The sequence below is a fragment of the uncultured Roseobacter sp. genome, from assembly GCF_947501835.1.
Lineage (GTDB): Bacteria > Pseudomonadota > Alphaproteobacteria > Rhodobacterales > Rhodobacteraceae > Roseobacter.
In genome coordinates this window covers 96,717-114,256 of sequence record NZ_CANMXR010000004.1, presented here as the reverse complement: position 1 = coordinate 114,256, position 17,540 = coordinate 96,717, and the positions used below count along the sequence as shown (strand labels likewise).

The window sequence follows — 17,540 nt, the reverse complement described above, 5'->3', positions numbered from 1 at the left end:
GCAGAGGTGTGCTGAGAACTGGATCGCTGGCCTGCAAGTGGGAATTCGTGAAATGCATCTTTTCGCCGCCAACAACATCCACTCCGTGCTGGTGGAAGCAACACAGGAGCTTTTTGGGTCACGGCGGCGGATTACCATCCTGCTGCTGATCGCACTGTTGACCGGTCTTGTTGGCCCCTTTGGCACGCGGCCCGACTTCCTTGTAATCGAACGTTATCTCTATTGGATGCTGGTGGTTTTCGGCACGGTCCTACCGGCCCAAATCATCTTTCTGGCTTTTGACCGATTGGCACAGCACGCAGGTTGGCGTGAGAGGCTCTGGGTGCCCGCCGCGTCGATCATCGCTGCCTGCCCGGTCACGGCTGTGGTGATGACCATTGCCATCGGCTTTGGGGCGCGGCCGGACATCGCGGATGTCACAAGGCTTTTTGGTCAGTCTGCCTTGGTCATTCTGGCCATCGCAACATTGCTACGTTTGGCACAAACGCCCGCGGACGCGAAAACCCACCCAAACATTCTGCGCCGTCTGCCGGGGGCCAAACGAGGTCGGCTGATCCGCCTGACCGCCCAGGACCATTATGTGGAAATCGTAACGGATCGCGGTGCCACTCTTGTACAGCTGCGGCTGCGCGACGCGATCACCGAAACCTCACCAACTGCGGGGGCACAAGTGCATCGGTCCCATTGGGTGGCAAGCGATGCCGTCACGACCATGTGTCGAAAGGACGGTGCCTTGCAATTGCAATTGTCCGACGGAAGTGCCGTGCCGGTGGGGCGTACTTTCCGCAAACACGCCAAGGAAGCAGGGGTGCTCTATTAGCCGGAGGCTGCACGGCACCAAACTCAGATCACCCGACATTCGGCAACCTGAATCGAACCATCATGATCATCGCTGTGTGGCCCGGTAGAAGCCGAGGAACTTGCTGGCATCTTCAACTCAACGAATGCTACCATTAGGAGAAATTTCAACTTTCTGGAGGTAGTCAAAAAAACCTGCCTTCTGAAGAAAAAAATGTTGAGGAGCAAAGCGCATGACGCGCGAGCGGTCGAATTCCATGCGCCGAACACTCGCCGCGGCGACGGAGCAGGATCATCAGGCGCTGCACGATCACCCATGGATTTCCCGGTTGGCGGACAAAACTCTGGTGCTGGAAGATTACGGTAAGATTCTGGGATCTTATTGCCTTTTCTTCAAGGGTATTGAGACATCCCGATCCGCCGCCGACACCTTTGTCGAACTCTCCGTCGACCGCGCCGTCGAGGCCCTAGAAACAGATCTATCTGGGCTGGGAATCCAACCGTTTACTCCCGAGCAACAGGCGCTACCCAATCCGGTGACACCGCCAGAAATCCTGGCGGCTCTCTATGTACTTCATGGATCAGGTTTCGGCGCCAGGCATTTGAATAACAATGTAAAAGAGGTTTTACCCAAAGCCCCCAGGAGCTATTTAAGCGCGGGAACAGACCCAAAGGTATGGCGCTTGTTGGTACAAGAGTTGGATGTAATGGGCGCTGACCCGGTCGCACAATTGTTATTGACCTCGTCAACTTCGATGATGTTCAGAAGCTTCGGCACATTTGTGAAATCATACTGTGAAGAATGCAGTTACAGAACCACAAAATCACTTTAAAACAATGAGTAAGAACGGGTGTCTCATTCAAAGAATGAAGATATCGATCAGTGCGTTAAATCACACTCACACCTCATGATGCCCTCTTGTCCGACCTGGTCAAGACATCAACCTTGGCCAGTAACTCCTTTGCTTTAAAGGGCTTTTCGATTCCAACATCTGCTCCAATTTGGCGCGCAAGGTCCAGGATGTTTTCCATGCCTGGATATCTGAAGGTTCCGGTGATCACGATAATCGGCAATGTACGCACCCTATCCGTCCGCCTGACCCAGCCGACCAGACCGATGCCGCCATCAGGCACTGCGCGCCCGTCCACTTTGACAATCACATCTGAAATCAAAAGATCATATTCTTCGCGCAACAGCTCCTCTTTTGCTTCAGAAGCACTGGTGCACATCCGCGCGCTGTGACCCGCCATTATCAGGTCCCTTGTCAGCTCAAAACCAACCGTCAAATCGTCTTCCATCAGAAGAATAGTAGCCAAAGTGTCCCCTCCAATGCTTGATCTGAACACACCTATAGCGTGTAGTTACATCGTGCAGTATACGGTTTACAATGGCGCGGTCGAACATTTCCTGTGCGTTTTGACGCCCGCGCCTACGGTCGGATTTCATCTGAAAGTCACGACCGCTTTCGACGAGGGGGGTGTTTATATGGACAAAAGCTTGAAAGAAAGTGAATTGCGCGAAGCGTTGGAAACCTGCGCGGCGGAACCGGTCCATATTCCTGGCATCATTCAGCCCTTTGCCTGCCTGCTGGCGTCTAACGCAAAAACGAACGTCGTGACCTATGCCAGCGCAAACTGCGACGCCTTTCTGGACATGTCTGCCGATGAGGTTCTCGGCAAAAACCTTGTGGATATTCTGGGGTCAGAGACAATCCATCAATTGCGCAATCTGGCGTCGAGATCGGGGTTTTCCAAGCAACGGATGACAATGGGCACCTTCGAGGTTGCGGGGGCGCTTGTTGAAATAAGTGCTTTCCAAAGCCAGGATTTCTTTGTGTTCGAAATCGAACCGGCGTCTGATGAGACATTTGGTGGCACGGACGCTCTTAAATCGATGAGCTTTCTGATGGCTCAGATGCAATCCTGCGAAACGCAAAGTGAATTGTTTAACCTGACCGTCGAACTGATGCGTCATATGACCGGTTTTGACCGGGTGATGATCTACAAGTTCGACCAGGAATTTAACGGCGAGGTGATCGCCGAAACCTGCCGCTCTTCCATGCAGCCGTTTCTGGGTCTGCGCTTTCCAAGCTGGGACATCCCAAGCCAGGCGCGCGCAATCATGAAACAGATCCCGCTGCGCCTGATCGAAGACACGGAGCAGATTGCGCCCCCGCTGCTGGCGGTCTCGGCGGAGTGCCCGCCGTTGGACATTACCCTTGCCGCCTGCCGCGGCGTGTCATCGGTACATATGGAGTACCTGCGCAACCTTGGCAGCAAAGCGACAATGACACTGAACATCACCGTCGAGGGCCAGCTCTGGGGGATCATTTCGCTGCATCATCGCGCCTCGAAAGTGGTCGCCCCCAAGCTGCGGGAAGTGTTGGAAAACTTTGTACCCGTCTTTTCGTCCAAGCTCTTATCGATACGACAAAAAGAGACCTTAGAGCGCATCAGGTCGCTTGACGGCGCAATCGTTTCCAAAAAACACGGCGATGTCAAAATCGAAAATATGCTGCCGGAAATCGCCCCAACGATCCTGGAGGTCATTGACGCGAACGCCATCGTGGCATTGAGCGATGCCGCAACGCACTCATTCGGGTCGTCTTTGCCGGACGCAAAGCTGCTGTCGGCTTTGCTCGCTTTCTCGCGGGAACAGGATGAGGACGTGGTCGCGATAGACAATCTGGCGATGGCGTTCCCCGCCTTTGCGAAACTCACAAATGGTTGTTCCGGCGTGCTGATCACCAAGATTTCCGAAGACAAAGCCGTCTGCATATTTCGAAACGAGATCACAAAGGAAATCGCCTGGGCCGGAAATCCGGAAAAAACAATCGAAACGGTCGAGGGATCAAAGCGTCTCACCCCGCGCGGATCGTTTTCGACCTACCTGGAACGCGTGCGAGGCTACAGCAAGGCCTGGTCGCAGGATGACCTCTATTTCGTCAGGCATGTCCGAACATTGCTGCACGCGTCGGAACGCCAAACGCTTTTGAACACCATGTATCGACAGCAATCGCTGATGATTGACGAATTGAACCACAGGGTGCGTAACATTCTTGCCCTGGTGCGTTCTGTCTCCCGTCAGGCCCGCCGGCGGTATGGATCGCTGGACAGCTACGCCGCGGCCATGGAAAGCCGGATCCGGGCGCTGGCGGCATCCCACGAGCTGAGCGCTGGATCGCTGGTCAGCCCGGTATCTATTACTGAGTTGATCAAGAAGGAATTTGAACCTTATGGAAGCATCGCCGAACGGCAGACCATCGTGCAGGGGAAAGACAGGAATCTACGCGCCGAAATCGCGCCCATCTTTTCGCTGGTCGTTCACGAGCTTGTAACCAATGCCGCCAAATACGGCGCCTTGACGCAGGAAAGTGGCAAAATCCACGTCTTGCTTGAGCATTTGCCGGATGGCATTCAGATCACATGGAAAGAACACGGTGGCCCCAGCGTCGCGCACCCGGATGACACCGGGTTTGGAACCGCCATGATTGAACAGGCGGTCCCGCACGAGTTTGGTGGCACGGCAGAACTGATTTTCGAGCCGGATGGCGTACGCGCGGTTTTCACCCTGCCCAACCGGCATTTTGACGATGTCGCGCAATTCAGCGAGCTGTCGCACCAGACACCTATTGAGATCAATGAGCCTGCGGAATTTATTGGTTCAAATCTAACGGCCCCGGTGCTGATCCTTGAGGATAATTTCATCATCGCAAAAGAGATGAAGGACCAGATGGTGGAATTCGGTGTCTCGGAAGTAGAAGTGTTTTCCAATACGTCTGATGCCCTTGGGCACCTTGAACTGGAAGCGGTTTCGCTGGCTATTCTGGACGTGAACCTGGGGAAAAATACCTCCAGCATTCCAGTGGCGCGGAAGCTTCGGGATTTGGGTGTACCCTTCTTTTTCGTCACCGGGTATGGGGATACAGCGGCGATGGCACCGGAAATGGCCGATATTCCTTTGCTGACCAAGCCCGTTTCCGCCCTGGAACTGCAGGACCAACTGGTCCGACTGACCACCTAGCGAGCCTGCCAAATGCGATGCGCCAGCGGGCCCAAAAGAGGCCGCTTCATTTAGGGCCGTTGCAACGCCTTGCGGACCGCTGACCGATACACCCGCCCGACAGGGACACGAGCGCCATCGCGCAGCACAATCATCAGCCTGCCTTTCCGGGTCTCGATCCTGTCGATCCATTGCCTTGCAACCCACCATGACCGGTGCACGCGCAGCCCATATGCCCCCAATGCCTCTTCGGCCTCGGTCATCGAGGCACGCAGCAGTGTTTCCCCCTTCGACGTCCGCGCAGTCACATAGTGATCCTGCGCCTGCAGCGCGATCAGATCGCGCCCGATCTCGGCGGGAAGGCGGTGTGTCCATTCCGGCAGGTCGGGCGTTTCTGCAGCTGCGACCGGGATGGTGTCCGGCTCGCTCATGACCTCAAACAGCCCAGCAACCACGACCGAAATAACGGCGACATAGGGCAATAATCTTGCGATTTCGCCCCAGAAGGACGCGCCAAAGACAGCAGCATCCATCGCACTGACAATAACTGCAATGGGCAGGCTCGCCCCAAGCCCGCCGAGCATCACCGCAAGGGGATCGGGTAGGCCATGGTCCTCGGCAAGGCCCACCAGAACCGTCGACGTAAGAAACCCGACCCAGAAACTGACAAGGCAAACCACGGACCAATAGCCGATCCGCCCGGCAATCGGCAGCGTTTCAAATGTGCCGAAAGGCCCCACGAGCCCCAATACCAAAGACACGCCAATCATGCCGAGCCAAAACCGCGGACGAGACGCCAGATCGCGCGCCTCGAAAAGCGCATAGGTAACGGCGCTGTCGTTCACGACATTTGGCATGTTGTTGGCGTCATTTGGGTTTCCCGCGGCTTTCAGCCACCGTATCGCGGCGCAGATCGTGGGAAAAGAGGATGTAGAAAACGATATGCGAATGCGGCTTGGTCTGGGATTTATCTGCGCTCTTTTGCTGGCGTGCGCCAGCGGGTTTCTGTGGCTGCGCAGCTCGCCCTACTGGGCGGGCATTACGCTTTTTACCGAAGCAAACCGGGTCGAGAATTTTCGCGCGATGGATGATGTTTTCCCGTCGCGCGTGGTTGCCGCGACCGGGCATCCTTGGGCCTTTGAGGAAGACCCCCAAGCTTTGCCAGAGAGTTTCGAGTTTGACGGGCAACAACAGTCGCTGGCGCAGTTTCTTGACAAGACAACGACCACCGGCCTGATCGTGGTGAAGGATGGAACCATCCTGCATGAAGAATACCGCCTCGGGGCCAGTGCCACCTCACGTTTCACATCATGGTCGCTGGCGAAATCCGTGCTCTCCGCCCTGATCGGCATCGCCCTGGATGAAGGCCATATTGCCAGCCTCGATGACCCGATTGAGCGATATGTGCCCGCGCTGACAAGCTCGGGATATGCGGGGGTGAGCATCAGGGATGCGTTGACCATGTCGTCCGGTGTGGCCTTTGATGAGGATTACAATAACCCGGTCTCCGACGTGAACCGATTGTTCTTTGCACTGGCTGCAGGCACCGCAATGGAGGCTGTGCTCGCCCCCCTTGAACGCGCCCGCCCGCCGGGCACGTACAACAACTACGTCAGTTCAGACAGCATCGCGTTGGGACTGGTGTTGGAGGCCGCGACGGGGATCCCGAATGAAGAATACCTCGAAACCCGTCTTTGGGGTCCGATGGGGGCCGAGGGTGACGCCTTTTGGAACACCGGGCGCAACGGGCCCGTGCTGCCATTTTGCTGCCTGAACGCGACATTGCGCGATTACGCTCGTTTTGGGCGGCTGTACCTTGAGGGCGGTGCACGCGAGGATATGCAGGTTGTACCGCGTGACTGGGTGCACGCCTCCACAACCCCAAGCGCGCCGCATCTTGAACCCGGCGACAACCCCGCCTCTTTCTGGACATTTGGCTATGGCTATCATTGGTGGATCCCGGAGGCCCCGCAGGAGGAATTCTTGGCAATCGGAATTTGGGGGCAGCACATCTACATCGATCGCGGGCGAAACATCGTCATCGTCAAAACCAGCGCGGACTATGATTTTGACACACGCGATCATGAAACCGTTGCGGCATTTCGTTCGATTTCGAATGCTTTGACGCGGCGGAGGAAGACGCGTCAGGGCTGAATTGACCACTGACATCACCGCGACCAGCGCTTGCAAGCAGGTCGTAACCTGACTGCGTAAAGGCCAACCTGCGCTTGGCTCAGAGGGCGAGCGTTTCAGCATAAACAAGACGCAGCGCTGGGTCCGAGCCGTCCTTGTCCGCACCATCCCAATCAGAATCGACCATGTGACGCTCGTATTCGGTGACCATCACGCGCAATTCCTCCCCCGCGCGCCGTCTGGGCACACGAATCGTGGTTTCCCAGATCAGCGGCGGTGCGATATGCACAAACTGATCGAGATCGACCTGCAGTGCCGGGCTGGTGGCGACTGCCCGCAAATCCTCAGCCTGCGACAAGACCATCGCGGTGGCACTTGCCGGGGTGGTTTGCACAGCAACACCAAAAACCAGATCGTCGATCTGGATACGTTCAAAACGTTTCCACGCCAATTCGTCCGACAGGTCGGGATCCTTGGTCTGGATCTCGACGCGGACGACTGGCTCACCGTTGCTGCGCGGGCGCTGCTCCTTGAAGGCTGACCGCGTGTAGGATGTGCCAAAGAGCTGCAATTTGCGTTCGTTGCGCGCCGTCCCCGGTGTCATCACCAGCAACCTGTCCGGCGCGATCTGCATGTAGTCTGCCAAGGCGACGGCAGAGAGATGCGCGCTGTTGACAGACACCGGATGAAACCGCGCCAGCGCCATGCGGATGAAGGGGTAATAGGAACTGCCGGGCCGTACGCGGATGTCACAATAATAAAGCCCGCGGCCGGGATCATAGTTTACCGGATGGGGCACCACATCGACCCGCGCCCCGCCGCTTTCGGGCAAGAAGAGGTTCTTCAGCTGCGCAAAGGCCGGGACCAGTTCGCGTTCTTCATCCGGCACGAACTGCGGCGAGCGGTCAATCGGGATCGGCCCGCCGACCAATCTGTCGGGAAAGGCGCCTGCGGGGGGTGAGGCGCTGTTGATCGTGCCCGAGCGCCAGATCGGATCAATCCCCCATTGCGTCACGTATTTCAGCAGCGGGCCGGTGATCTGGCCTTTAGTGCTACTGGAATTGGCGATAACCACGCCCAGCATTTCGCCGAAACCCGTCGCGAACCAGGGCCGTTTCAACCAGACCCGCAACCCACCGCCAGAGCGGAAACTGGATGTGCGGCTGCCATTGGTCGTGCGCGTCCATCCGAAGGTGGGAGTGACCTCCACGATCTCCGGCGGCGGCGGGGATGAGGCATTGGGGATCAGCGCCACACCAGGGTCTGACGTGACTTTCATGACGTCGGGCTGTTGCCGGATGGCCGGAGGCATGAATTCGGGGAACCGCGTGGGCGCTTCGAGCCGGTATTGCACCCGGCGAAAGCGGGTATCACCGAACGCATGCGGGCCGACCACACGCAATTCGCCGTTCGGGAAGCTGTCGCGATAGAGGCGCGTGTCAAAAGCACTGCTGGATTGATTGAGAACCCGCGGCGGCCCTTCGGCGGGCACATCGGAGGGGTCACGCCAGCGACCCAGTAGTTCGACCTTGGCGGTGCTTTTGGCGTGCACTGGCGAGCGGTAGTTGATCGTGGCCTCAGTCGCACCTTTCGCGCGGTTTGCCCCGAGCGACAGAAAACCGGGGCGCACCAGCGGTTTCTGCACCGCGTGCACCAGCTCCATCTCCAGCCAGGGCGTGATCATCCAGTGGTCGCCGCGCAGGATGCGTTCTTGCAGGTTTGCCTGCAAATCATTGGCCAACCCCGGTCGCGTGCGCATGGTCTGCCAGATCGCCATCAGATCCAGATCTGCGTCCTTGAGCCTATGGCTGATCCGGATACGCATCATCTCCGCCTTATCCAGCGGCACATTCAGGCTGCGCGTGCTGGCATCGAACCCGGCCACCTCGCCAGGCTGTTCGAAAATCCGCAGCTTGAAAGGGGCAGCATCCGGCCATTTGCCCGCGCCCTCGTAGTAAGGCACTTCGAAGCGCTGGGTCACGCCCTCCTTGGGATCGAAATCCAGCCGCACCACGGCGATACGCGCCAACCAATCGGGCAGATATGGCAGCGACAGCCCCTCCGGCCCGACGCTGTATTTGACCAGATCGGAGGAGTTGGTCAGCGGATCTTCATGCAGCACGTCGATCTCGGCCAGATTGTCATCCCGTGAGGCCAACATCGGATACTGCGCCGGGTCCGGGACACCATCGACATCAACCGCGCCATGCTGTTCGGCCATAACCTGCGAGGTGCGCGGCGGCACGATATGGCGGCGGATTTCGGCAGCGGTCACCACGGTGTTGTCTGCTTCGGTCTCATTGAAGGACCGGATCGCCATGCGCCCCACGGACTCGCCGTCATCAGGCCGCTCCAGCCCACCTGCCCCATCCACCAGCGCATTCGACGGTGCCGGAACCGGTTCATACCGGCGGAAGACATGCGCACCGCTGGCCTCGGGCGGGATCTTTGCATCGCCCTCTTCTAAGGGCAGTGCATTGCCTGCGAGATCTGCAACCCGCACCCGCGCCCGGTATTCATGGCCGAACCGCAGCACGGGCAGCGATTTCGGATGGACAGCGAAATTCGTCTCCAGCGGCAAACCCGGCGGGGCCGCGCTGTCTGCGGCATCGGGGTGATCATCCGCAGCCGTGGAAATCGCGAGGCCCGGCCGCGGCGCCGTCAGGCTCCACCCGCTCCAGGCAAAGACCAGCTCGCCAATTTTCACCAGGTTCTGGAATTGCGGATCATCGGGATCGGCGGCCTCCTGTGCGCCAAGCCGGATCATCCCCTCTTCGTCTTCGACGTTCAGGCTGACGGAAGTGTTGACCAGATCGTAGGTGCTGTCGCGGCGGCAAAGCGATTGCCAGGGCTTTGCGGTGGTCTGATCGATGATATCCGCATGATAGCCCCGCACGATGTCTTCGGCAAAAAGCTCGATGGGTTGGCCATTGTTCAGCGCGTCCTCCATCTCGCCCGACCGATCAAAGGCCCCTTCCAGGCTCAGATGGCGGTCAACCTCAACCAATTGCAACCCGGCTGTTCGAATGGTCGGAATCCCTGCCCGGTCCGGCGTTTGGCCTTCTTTGGTGGACGGCGCGCGCAGGAAACTGCGGGCCGCGTTGCGCAGCTTCACCCCGGCGCCGTCCACATCCATCTGGATCAGACGATAGCGTTCGTTGTCGATGTTCAGGAACCCATTGGACAAGACGCCATTGTTCTGACGGGGCACAGCGTGAAATGCCCGATCTTCGCGCCGCGTCATGGTGTGCGGCAGCCCATCATCCAGCGTATCCACCGCACCGCTGGCATCAGGTTCCCAAGCAACCTTGAGCGAGAGCGCATCGGTCAACGGTCCGGTGGGCAGCGCATCCGCCTCAACAACCAGATCGACGGCAAGGCCGGTCAGCCGCAGCAGATGCGGATATTGGTTGAGCGCGGAGACAATTGCATGGAAATCGATCTGATCCCGGAAATCATTCGCATCGGGCAACCTCTCGAACTTATGCTGGCGCCAGACAGCATTGGTGCGCGGATCATCCGGCCCCTGATTGACATGTTGGCCTGCCGCCGGGTCCGTCGCGGCAAGTGGCATGTTATAGACTTCCTGCAGCACAAACGCGCCGGGGACGTCCTTGAGACCTTCCCGATCGTTCTTCGGATGAAGCCGTTCCAGAACCGCGCTTTGCAGATCGGTGTCGCGCACCTCCTCCCTGACCAGGGTGATGACCGGCCGCAGGAGATCACGTTTTTCCGGCAGTTCATCCTCCACCGAGATACCGAGGTCGCCGTAGACCGCACCGACAAAATCATGCACACGCGCCACGGGGTAAGACAGAATGCGATCCCCTCGCCGATCTTCGAACGCATGGTTGATCACTGGCGTGCTATCCACAAAGAGCGCTTTCCAGACATCGGGGTCGGGCTCTGACACCCGTTTCGCCCGGGCATCGGCGCCGCCAAGGAAAACCGTGAACTCCGCCTGCAGCATCTTGTCTGCCCAGGACGTAAAATCCGGCCATTCCTGCAAGGGTTCGACCGGGGCGTTCAGCGCGACGAGCCGTGGAGAGGCAAGTACGGTGATCTGCAATTGGCCTGCTTCGTTCACTCCGTTGGGCAGTGCCGTCCAGATGACGCGTTGGGTGCGGTCCGCCATGATCTCCTCCCTCTATCCGAATGCCGAGCAGTAATCTTCCCACACGGTGGCGTCGGGAATAAGCTGCGCAAAGGTTGGATCGCCCGGAGAGCCGGAGAATTTCCGCTCTACTTTCAATTTGACCGAGGCCGAGAAGAACAGCACTTCGACCTCGACGGTCAGCGTCGCCTGCCCCTTGACGTAGGAATTGCCCGCTTCCTTGTAATAGCCCAGCGACAGATGGAAGGTGACGGAGACAGAGATTAGCCCCAGGACGGAAAGCTCGCCGCCCATCTCGACATAGCCTTCCAGCGTGACCGCATCGGTTTTCCAATGGAAATAAACGCCCCCCTTCACATAGACCCCGCCCGACGCGACGCCAATGTCAAAGCTTGCGAAGGCGCCAAACTCGAAGGCGGCCTCGACCTCCTGAATACCGTCCGCCGTCGTGACCAGAGCAAAGAAGCCGCCGCCGCCGAACATCGAAACCGTCAGCAAGAACGGCGCTTCGCGGGTGTTGAAGAAGAACTTGAGCGCCACCGGGTCGCCCTGGAACGGGATGGTCAGGATCGCGCCGATCTTCATGTTTTTCAGCGCGAAAATACCAACCTCGACGTTGGGCAGTTTGAAATCATATCCCACCTGCAAATCGGTCAGGCCGGGCTTGATGATCGGCGGATCGGAGAACCCACCCGACGGGATCAGCTCGCTGAGCGTATTGATGAATTCCAGCGGTCCGCCAAAGACGACAGGGTCGGTGTCATGCAGCTTGGGGTTGGGGTCGAATTTCTTTTTGACCGTGGATTTGAAGCTGAATTCATCAAACCAGACGATCACGAAACCAAAGAAATCGAGCTTGAAGTTGGTCAGCTTGCCGGTCGCCTCCGCCTCCGGATCCTTCCAGCCGGGGTCGGTGCCCGCGCCAAAATCAGGTGCCGGGTCACCGTCCTTGTTCTTGAACCCCAGATCAGGATCCGGATAGGTGAAATAGGCGGTGAGCTTGGCCCCAAGTTCGAGCGTGCTCTGCCCGCCCGCGCCAAAGACCAGCCCGGGAATGGAGGCGGTGATATTGTCGTCTTTATAGTTCCAACTGGTGACTATCTTGTCGGGAAACTCTTCGGTCTTGAACCCCGGCACCTGCCCCAATGCACCGGCGACAAAGGGTGCGATGATGTCCTTGAGATCAAATCCACCAAGGATTTTCGCCTCCGGGAACATATCGGCGGGATCGACATTGCCGCCCGTCAGCGCCGACACCGATCCTGACACAGCCCCCGACCCGTTGGAGATCGCCGAAAGCGATTGCGTCGGCTGCCCGATACCGCCCACTTTATCGGTTGGAACATCCCCACCCATATCGACCTTGAAAGGTGTCTTCAGCTCCAGAAACACGCGCCAGGGATTGTTGGTATAGCCCTGCGGCAAATAGGTGCTTTTCTCGAATTCCACCGTTTCGGAGGCGGTTTTTCCGGTGACCCCTTCCAGGGCTTTGAGCCGTGCATCCGCACATCTGACGGCAGGATGAAACGGCGGGGTCTGCCCTTGCGCGCTGGTGCCCTCAAAGACGATCTCGTCCAACGGCACGTCCACATCGCCCGGCGTGCCGTCGCCCACCGGCGCCATGCGCACCACCTGCCCTTCAAAGGGCACGCGGCTGCGGTCGTTGATCGGTGAGCCCGCACCGGCAAATCCGGTCTGTACCTTGTTGATCTGGTTCGCAGGCGGAAAGGCGAGGGATTTGAAGACGAAGATCACATTGCTTTTGAAAGTCGTGCGTCGGCCGGAAATATCCACCGCTTCGAATTCGAAACGGAACGGGCTGCCTTCATTGTTGGCGACCGGCCAGAAGGCCTGCATTTCATTCAGCCCCGCCACGCTCGACAGGGCATTTGACGGGCTGTCGAGGGCAGGCGTTTTCCTGGTCAGGCAGGTGATGGTTTTGAACGGCAGCTTACGCCCGTCATGCACCATGCCCGGCGCGGGAAAGGATTTCACCGCCTCGCGCAGCACGATGAAACGGCGCTGGCGCAGAAAGGCGCCACAGCCAGACGCGGTGTGATCCTCGATCTCGCGCTGCGTCAGGGTGACAAAGGCGGCGCGGTGCCCGAAGGGAAAGAGAAACCCGCCTTCCACGACGCGCACAAATTCATCGCGCCCGTAGGAGGCATCGTGTTTCCACTCCTCGGTGTCGACACCCTGGACATCCACCATCCACTCGCCGTCCGCCTCTAACACACCGCCCCAGGCGGAGAGCTGCAGACGTCGGGCACGCGCGGGCGTTGGCGTGTAGCTCTTGCCGGTGGTTGCCAATTGTTCGGTATGTCCCGACATCAGCCGCACCAGATCATCGCGATGGCGTGGGGCCAGCGACATCCGGAAGGGGTCTTTCTTCGGTGCTGCCGATCCAGTGTAATCCGGGCTCCACATCACGGTGATCGGCAACCCATTCGGTCCGATCGGGGCAGGATCGCTCATCGTGCGCCGCATCAGGGTCGTGCGCCACAGCTCGGTCCGATCAGAGAGCGTCACCGGTGCGGTTGGATGCACAAAAGACGCATTCGAATGCGGGCTTTGCAGCAATCGATAGGGCAGTTCGAGCGAGGTGACAAGATGGCCGGGGCGGTGCGGCAGCAGCGCATAGATCAGCACCTGCGAGATTTTCGATATTTCCGCGACCGTGAGGCGATCGGATGTCTGCTGGGCTGAGATCCGCTCCGCTGTGTCCTTGGCGCGTTGCACCTCAAAGAGCGCCGTGCCAAGTGCTTTCTTGGTGTCATCCAGACCGCGTGTTGCATCCAGCCTGGCGCGAAACGCCGTCGCGTCATCGGTTGCAGCACCGCCAACCAACCCGGCGGATCTGGTTGACAGGGCCCCCGCGGCACTGCGCCTCGCATCGCGAATGGCCCCGCGGGCAACCGGTGCGGCGTCCAGTTCGCTCAACATATCCTGCAGGTCCATCTTCAACGGCTGCAAGGCGGAAACCGCGTTCTGCAAGGCGTCGACTTTTACCAGATCAGAAAGATCCGTCTTGGTCAGTTCGGCAACCCCGAACTCGGCGAAGACCGGCAGGCTGCGCGCCAGCGGATCAAGGTTGAGCGGCCAGGTAGTGATGGCCTTGAGGATGGCATCCACCGTGTAGTCCAGCGCCATCTGCGTCTGCGGCATGCGCACGACCACACGGCTAGGGTACGCAAGCCGCGCACGCATCACACGCGGTGCCGGAGGTGGGACTTCCAGCTCTCCCGAAAGCAGATCGGAGGGAATGCCATTCGCCGCACCGGTGACCAGCGTTTCCTCGCCAAAATGCTGGCCCTGAAGGCCAAGGCACAGATGTGCCGGTCGCGATTGTATCGTGCGGATCAGCCGTTGGGGTGGACCAGGCGTCACGCTCAGATTGTGCAGCACCAAATCAGCGACAAAGAGGTCTTCCGGTCGAATGATGCGTCGGCGCTCAATGCGCTCTGGGATGAGCGGCGCAAAAAGATCACCGATCTCTTCCAGGTCGAGATGCGCGCGGCTGTCGGTTCCGGCTGCAGAAATGTCATTTATCGCGTTGGCTAATTTGAGGGTGAGCGAAGAACCCATGGCGCCTACTCCGAACAATCGTTCTGAGGAAAAAGCTTGTCAAAAAATCACTAGAATAGGGGAAAGCATATCACAGAAATGTGAGATTTTCTATCCTGACGAGAATCGCACGGCGAGAGGTAAGAGGCCGAGGGCGACACAACGCACCGGCCCGCCGATCTTTCGAGCTGGCATATACGCTGGTCTGGCAGCGCATCAGTGCGCTTGGTGCAAGGCCGCTACGCAGCCTAAAACTCTCTCAGAGAACAGGCTGTTTCAAGCTTGAAATCATGTCGATTCAGGCCATGACGATCCGCAGAATTCGTAGCAGCGCCCTACCCCCTAGCCAGCGGAATGCTCGGCATAAAAGGCGCCTGACCAGCGATATGCTACCACCGAATTTGCAGCATAACTGGCGCTCGGGCGCAGCATTCTTCGTCACATCACCGATAGCAGTTGGGCGCGCAGTCAGACTTCCAGCACCACGCGCCCGTCGATTGTACCTTGGCGCATCCGATCAAACACCGCGTTGATGTTTTCGAGCTTGTCCCATTTGTAAGTCGTTGACACCTTGCCCTCTGCGGCGATGGACAGGGCCTCCGAGAGATCAAGACGCGTGCCGACAATGGAGCCGCGAATCGTCAGCCGCTTCAAGACCACCTCGAAGATCGGGAGCGGGAAATCCCCCGGCGGCAGCCCCACCAGCGACATGGTTCCGTGACGGCGCAGCATGCCTGTGGCCTGGGCAAACGCCTTAGTGCTCACGGCCGTAACCAATGCGCCGTGAACGCCGCCCAAATGCTTAGCGACTTCCTTCACAGGGTCGGTCTTGGCCGCGTTGATCACCTCATCCGCGCCCAGAGATCGCGCCAGATCCAATTTGCTGTCCGCGACATCCACCGCGACCACGTTCATGCCCATGGCCTTTGCGTATTGTACCGCCATATGTCCCAGGCCGCCGATCCCTGAAATCGCAATCCACTGGCCCGGGCGCACTTCGGTTTCCTTGAGGCCCTTGTAGACGGTGACGCCGGCGCAAAGCACCGGGGAGGCTGGTCCGAAATCAAGCATATCCGGAATATGCCCGACATAATTCGCATCCGCTTTGACGAATTCCGCATAGGCGCCATCGACAGAATACCCGGTATTCTGCTGGCTTTCGCACAGCGTCTCCCAGCCGCCGGAGCAATGCTCGCAGCGCCCGCACGCCGTGTGCAGCCAGGGCACCCCCACCCGGTCGCCTTCCTTCAGATGGGTGACGCCCGTGCCGAGCCTCGCGACCTCGCCAACACCTTCGTGACCGGGGATAAAAGGGGCGGTTGGCTTTACCGGCCAGTCGCCGTTCGCGGCGTGTAGGTCGGTATGACAGACGCCCGAGGCCCGCACCCGGACAAGCACCTCTCCGGGCCCGATTTCGGGAACATCGACCTCGCGAATATCCAGCGGATCACCAAGTTTGGTGACCACCGCAGCCTTCATCGTCTTTTGCATATGCCAACGCTCCACATCAGAAATTAGGTTTGATTGCAGACTGATGCGGAAATTCCGGATTGGGTTGATCGACGTCAATTTGGCATGCGATTTGCGCGGTTTTGCGGATTTTTGCCGCGCTTTTGCGCGTCACCCCCAGGCCGCGTCAAAAGCATCCGCCAAAAGGTCGGCAACGGGTGCATTGACCCCAAGTATGGCGGAATTAGCGACAAAGGCGGCTTCGACCTGAATGCCGAATTTCATGATCCCGGTGCGGACGTTGCCGGTGACGCCATTGACGGTCGACCGGATGCTGCCCGAGTGACCGCGATAATCACCGAACCTGCCATCGTAGGTGCCCGTTGGCTGCCACCCAAGGCGCAGGCTGTCCATCTGCGCCCGCGAAGCGACGTCCAGAACATCGTCATCATAGGTGATGAAGGCCAAAAAGGCGGCAAGTTCGCGCGCCGACAAATGCCACCCGGCAGCCCCCGCAAGCAGCGCCCAATTTGGATACTCGATCCCTTGCGCAGTACCCGCCGCCGCATAGTAACGCGTGGGCGGGTCATCGAGCACACTGGTTGATGCATTCTCCCCGATCGCACCGCCCATCTCACCGAACATCTGGTCAATGATGTAAGCCGCATAGAAAAACGCGGCCCCGACATCGGTGTCGTTATCGGCGCCGGTGTTCCCCGCTTCGCGCCACAGGGCCGGAATGATCAGGCGGAACAGCGCGAAATTGGCGTTTCGGTAGGCGTAGGGCGCACCGGGGTCTGCGCCGAGCAACAGCGCGGTTTGCAGCCCCCCATCGGAGAGCGTCTGGGAAAAGGCGGCGTTCTGGGTGGTCAAACCGGTGCGGTGGGTCAGCAGGTGGCGAAACTCCAGATCCGCGACGCCCGAGGCCTCGACCGGCCAACCGGCGGGCAGATAGGGCCAGATCTTGGAGGTGACGGATTTGCCGGTTGCCCGCAGCAGGCGCAGCACCGCAACCGCCGTGATCGTTTTGGAGACACTGGCCACATTCACGCGGGTGTCCGGGGTGAAGGGCCGCGCACTCAAGATCGTACCGGCTCCATCGAGATCACCCGCAACCGTGGCGTTGCCGCCTGCATCAGAGATGGCCTCCTGCCCGTTCTGATTGATGACAAAGGCCCAGCCCGTGCTGCGATTGTTGAGCCGAAGCCGGATACCGTCGGCAAAGGCGTCGATGCTGAATTGCGGGCCCCCATCCACCTTGATCGCGGGCCGGGGCACAAGCTCTGACACCCCCGGACGGCGGCCTGGCGGCTCTTCATCGCAGTCTGCGATTTTGAGATAGGCAATATCGGGCACCAGCATGCCGACATCACTCGGCCGCCCGCGCCCGGGATGTTTTTTGGCCAGATCGTCGAAGAGCTCATCGTCCACCGTGGCGGAGTTTGGACGGTAATATAGGGCGGTTTTAGTCTTGTTCAT

General features: G+C 59.0%; 10 protein-coding genes. 4 read left to right on the top strand and 6 right to left on the bottom strand.

What is annotated here, in order from left to right; all coding sequences use genetic code 11:
- Positions 1 to 52 precede the first annotated feature (52 nt).
- Complete coding sequence (locus Q1A20_RS09680; RefSeq protein ID WP_299916837.1) at positions 53 to 820, top strand: LytTR family DNA-binding domain-containing protein; 768 nt, start codon at positions 53 to 55, stop codon at positions 818 to 820.
- 211 nt (positions 821 to 1,031) lie between these two features.
- Positions 1,032 to 1,631, top strand: coding sequence for a biliverdin-producing heme oxygenase (locus Q1A20_RS09675; protein ID WP_299916836.1), 600 nt, complete (start codon positions 1,032 to 1,034; stop codon positions 1,629 to 1,631).
- Positions 1,632 to 1,704: 73 nt separating this feature from the next.
- On the opposite strand, the gene Q1A20_RS09670 is transcribed toward Q1A20_RS09675, so the two are convergent.
- Entirely contained in the window at positions 1,705 to 2,115 is a 411-nt protein-coding gene (locus tag Q1A20_RS09670) for a response regulator (protein WP_299734442.1), read from the bottom strand.
- A gap of 13 nt (positions 2,116 to 2,128) precedes the next feature.
- Here Q1A20_RS09670 and Q1A20_RS09665 point away from each other — a divergent pair, with 13 nt between their 5' ends.
- The gene (locus Q1A20_RS09665; protein ID WP_299916835.1) at positions 2,129 to 4,822 is read left to right on the top strand and encodes an HWE histidine kinase domain-containing protein; all 2,694 of its coding nucleotides are present in this window, start codon (positions 2,129 to 2,131) and stop codon (positions 4,820 to 4,822) included.
- A 50-nt stretch (positions 4,823 to 4,872) separates the two neighbouring features.
- Here the strand turns inward: Q1A20_RS09665 and Q1A20_RS09660 are convergent, their stop codons facing one another.
- Positions 4,873 to 5,658 (bottom strand): LytTR family DNA-binding domain-containing protein, encoded by a 786-nt coding sequence (locus Q1A20_RS09660; RefSeq protein ID WP_299916834.1) that lies wholly within the window; start codon positions 5,656 to 5,658, stop codon positions 4,873 to 4,875.
- Between Q1A20_RS09660 and Q1A20_RS09655 the strand changes: the two genes are divergently transcribed.
- The gene (locus Q1A20_RS09655) at positions 5,657 to 6,955 is read left to right on the top strand and encodes a serine hydrolase (protein WP_299916833.1); all 1,299 of its coding nucleotides are present in this window, start codon (positions 5,657 to 5,659) and stop codon (positions 6,953 to 6,955) included. The genes Q1A20_RS09660 and Q1A20_RS09655 overlap by 2 nt on opposite strands.
- A 79-nt stretch (positions 6,956 to 7,034) precedes the next feature.
- Here the strand turns inward: Q1A20_RS09655 and Q1A20_RS09650 are convergent, their stop codons facing one another.
- The 4 genes from Q1A20_RS09650 to Q1A20_RS09635 all read right to left on the bottom strand — a co-directional run bounded on the left by Q1A20_RS09650 (position 7,035) and on the right by Q1A20_RS09635 (position 17,540).
- Positions 7,035 to 11,069, bottom strand: a complete 4,035-nt coding sequence (locus tag Q1A20_RS09650; RefSeq protein ID WP_299916832.1) for a hypothetical protein — start codon at positions 11,067 to 11,069, stop codon at positions 7,035 to 7,037.
- A gap of 12 nt (positions 11,070 to 11,081) precedes the next feature.
- Entirely contained in the window at positions 11,082 to 14,633 is a 3,552-nt protein-coding gene (locus Q1A20_RS09645) for a hypothetical protein (protein WP_299916831.1), read from the bottom strand.
- Between the two features lie 447 nt (positions 14,634 to 15,080).
- Positions 15,081 to 16,103 (bottom strand): alcohol dehydrogenase AdhP, encoded by a 1,023-nt coding sequence (gene adhP, locus Q1A20_RS09640; RefSeq protein WP_299916830.1) that lies wholly within the window; start codon positions 16,101 to 16,103, stop codon positions 15,081 to 15,083.
- Positions 16,104 to 16,232: 129 nt separating this feature from the next.
- Complete coding sequence (locus Q1A20_RS09635) at positions 16,233 to 17,540, bottom strand: serine hydrolase (RefSeq protein WP_299406924.1); 1,308 nt, start codon at positions 17,538 to 17,540, stop codon at positions 16,233 to 16,235.

What these genes read in the sequence shown, in the direction of transcription:
- Q1A20_RS09680 (WP_299916837.1), top strand. Translation starts at nt 53, where the DNA reads ATGCATCTTTTCGCCGCCAACAACATCCACTCCGTGCTGGTGGAAGCA.
- Q1A20_RS09660 (WP_299916834.1), bottom strand. Translation starts at nt 5,658, where the DNA reads ATGCCAAATGTCGTGAACGACAGCGCCGTTACCTATGCGCTTTTCGAG.
- adhP (WP_299916830.1), bottom strand. Translation starts at nt 16,103, where the DNA reads ATGCAAAAGACGATGAAGGCTGCGGTGGTCACCAAACTTGGTGATCCG.
- Q1A20_RS09655 (WP_299916833.1), top strand. Translation starts at nt 5,657, where the DNA reads ATGTTGTTGGCGTCATTTGGGTTTCCCGCGGCTTTCAGCCACCGTATC.
- Q1A20_RS09650 (WP_299916832.1), bottom strand. Translation starts at nt 11,069, where the DNA reads ATGGCGGACCGCACCCAACGCGTCATCTGGACGGCACTGCCCAACGGA.
- Q1A20_RS09675 (WP_299916836.1), top strand. Translation starts at nt 1,032, where the DNA reads ATGACGCGCGAGCGGTCGAATTCCATGCGCCGAACACTCGCCGCGGCG.
- Q1A20_RS09665 (WP_299916835.1), top strand. Translation starts at nt 2,129, where the DNA reads ATGCTTGATCTGAACACACCTATAGCGTGTAGTTACATCGTGCAGTAT.
- Q1A20_RS09635 (WP_299406924.1), bottom strand. Translation starts at nt 17,540, where the DNA reads ATGAACAAGACTAAAACCGCCCTATATTACCGTCCAAACTCCGCCACG.
- Q1A20_RS09645 (WP_299916831.1), bottom strand. Translation starts at nt 14,633, where the DNA reads ATGGGTTCTTCGCTCACCCTCAAATTAGCCAACGCGATAAATGACATT.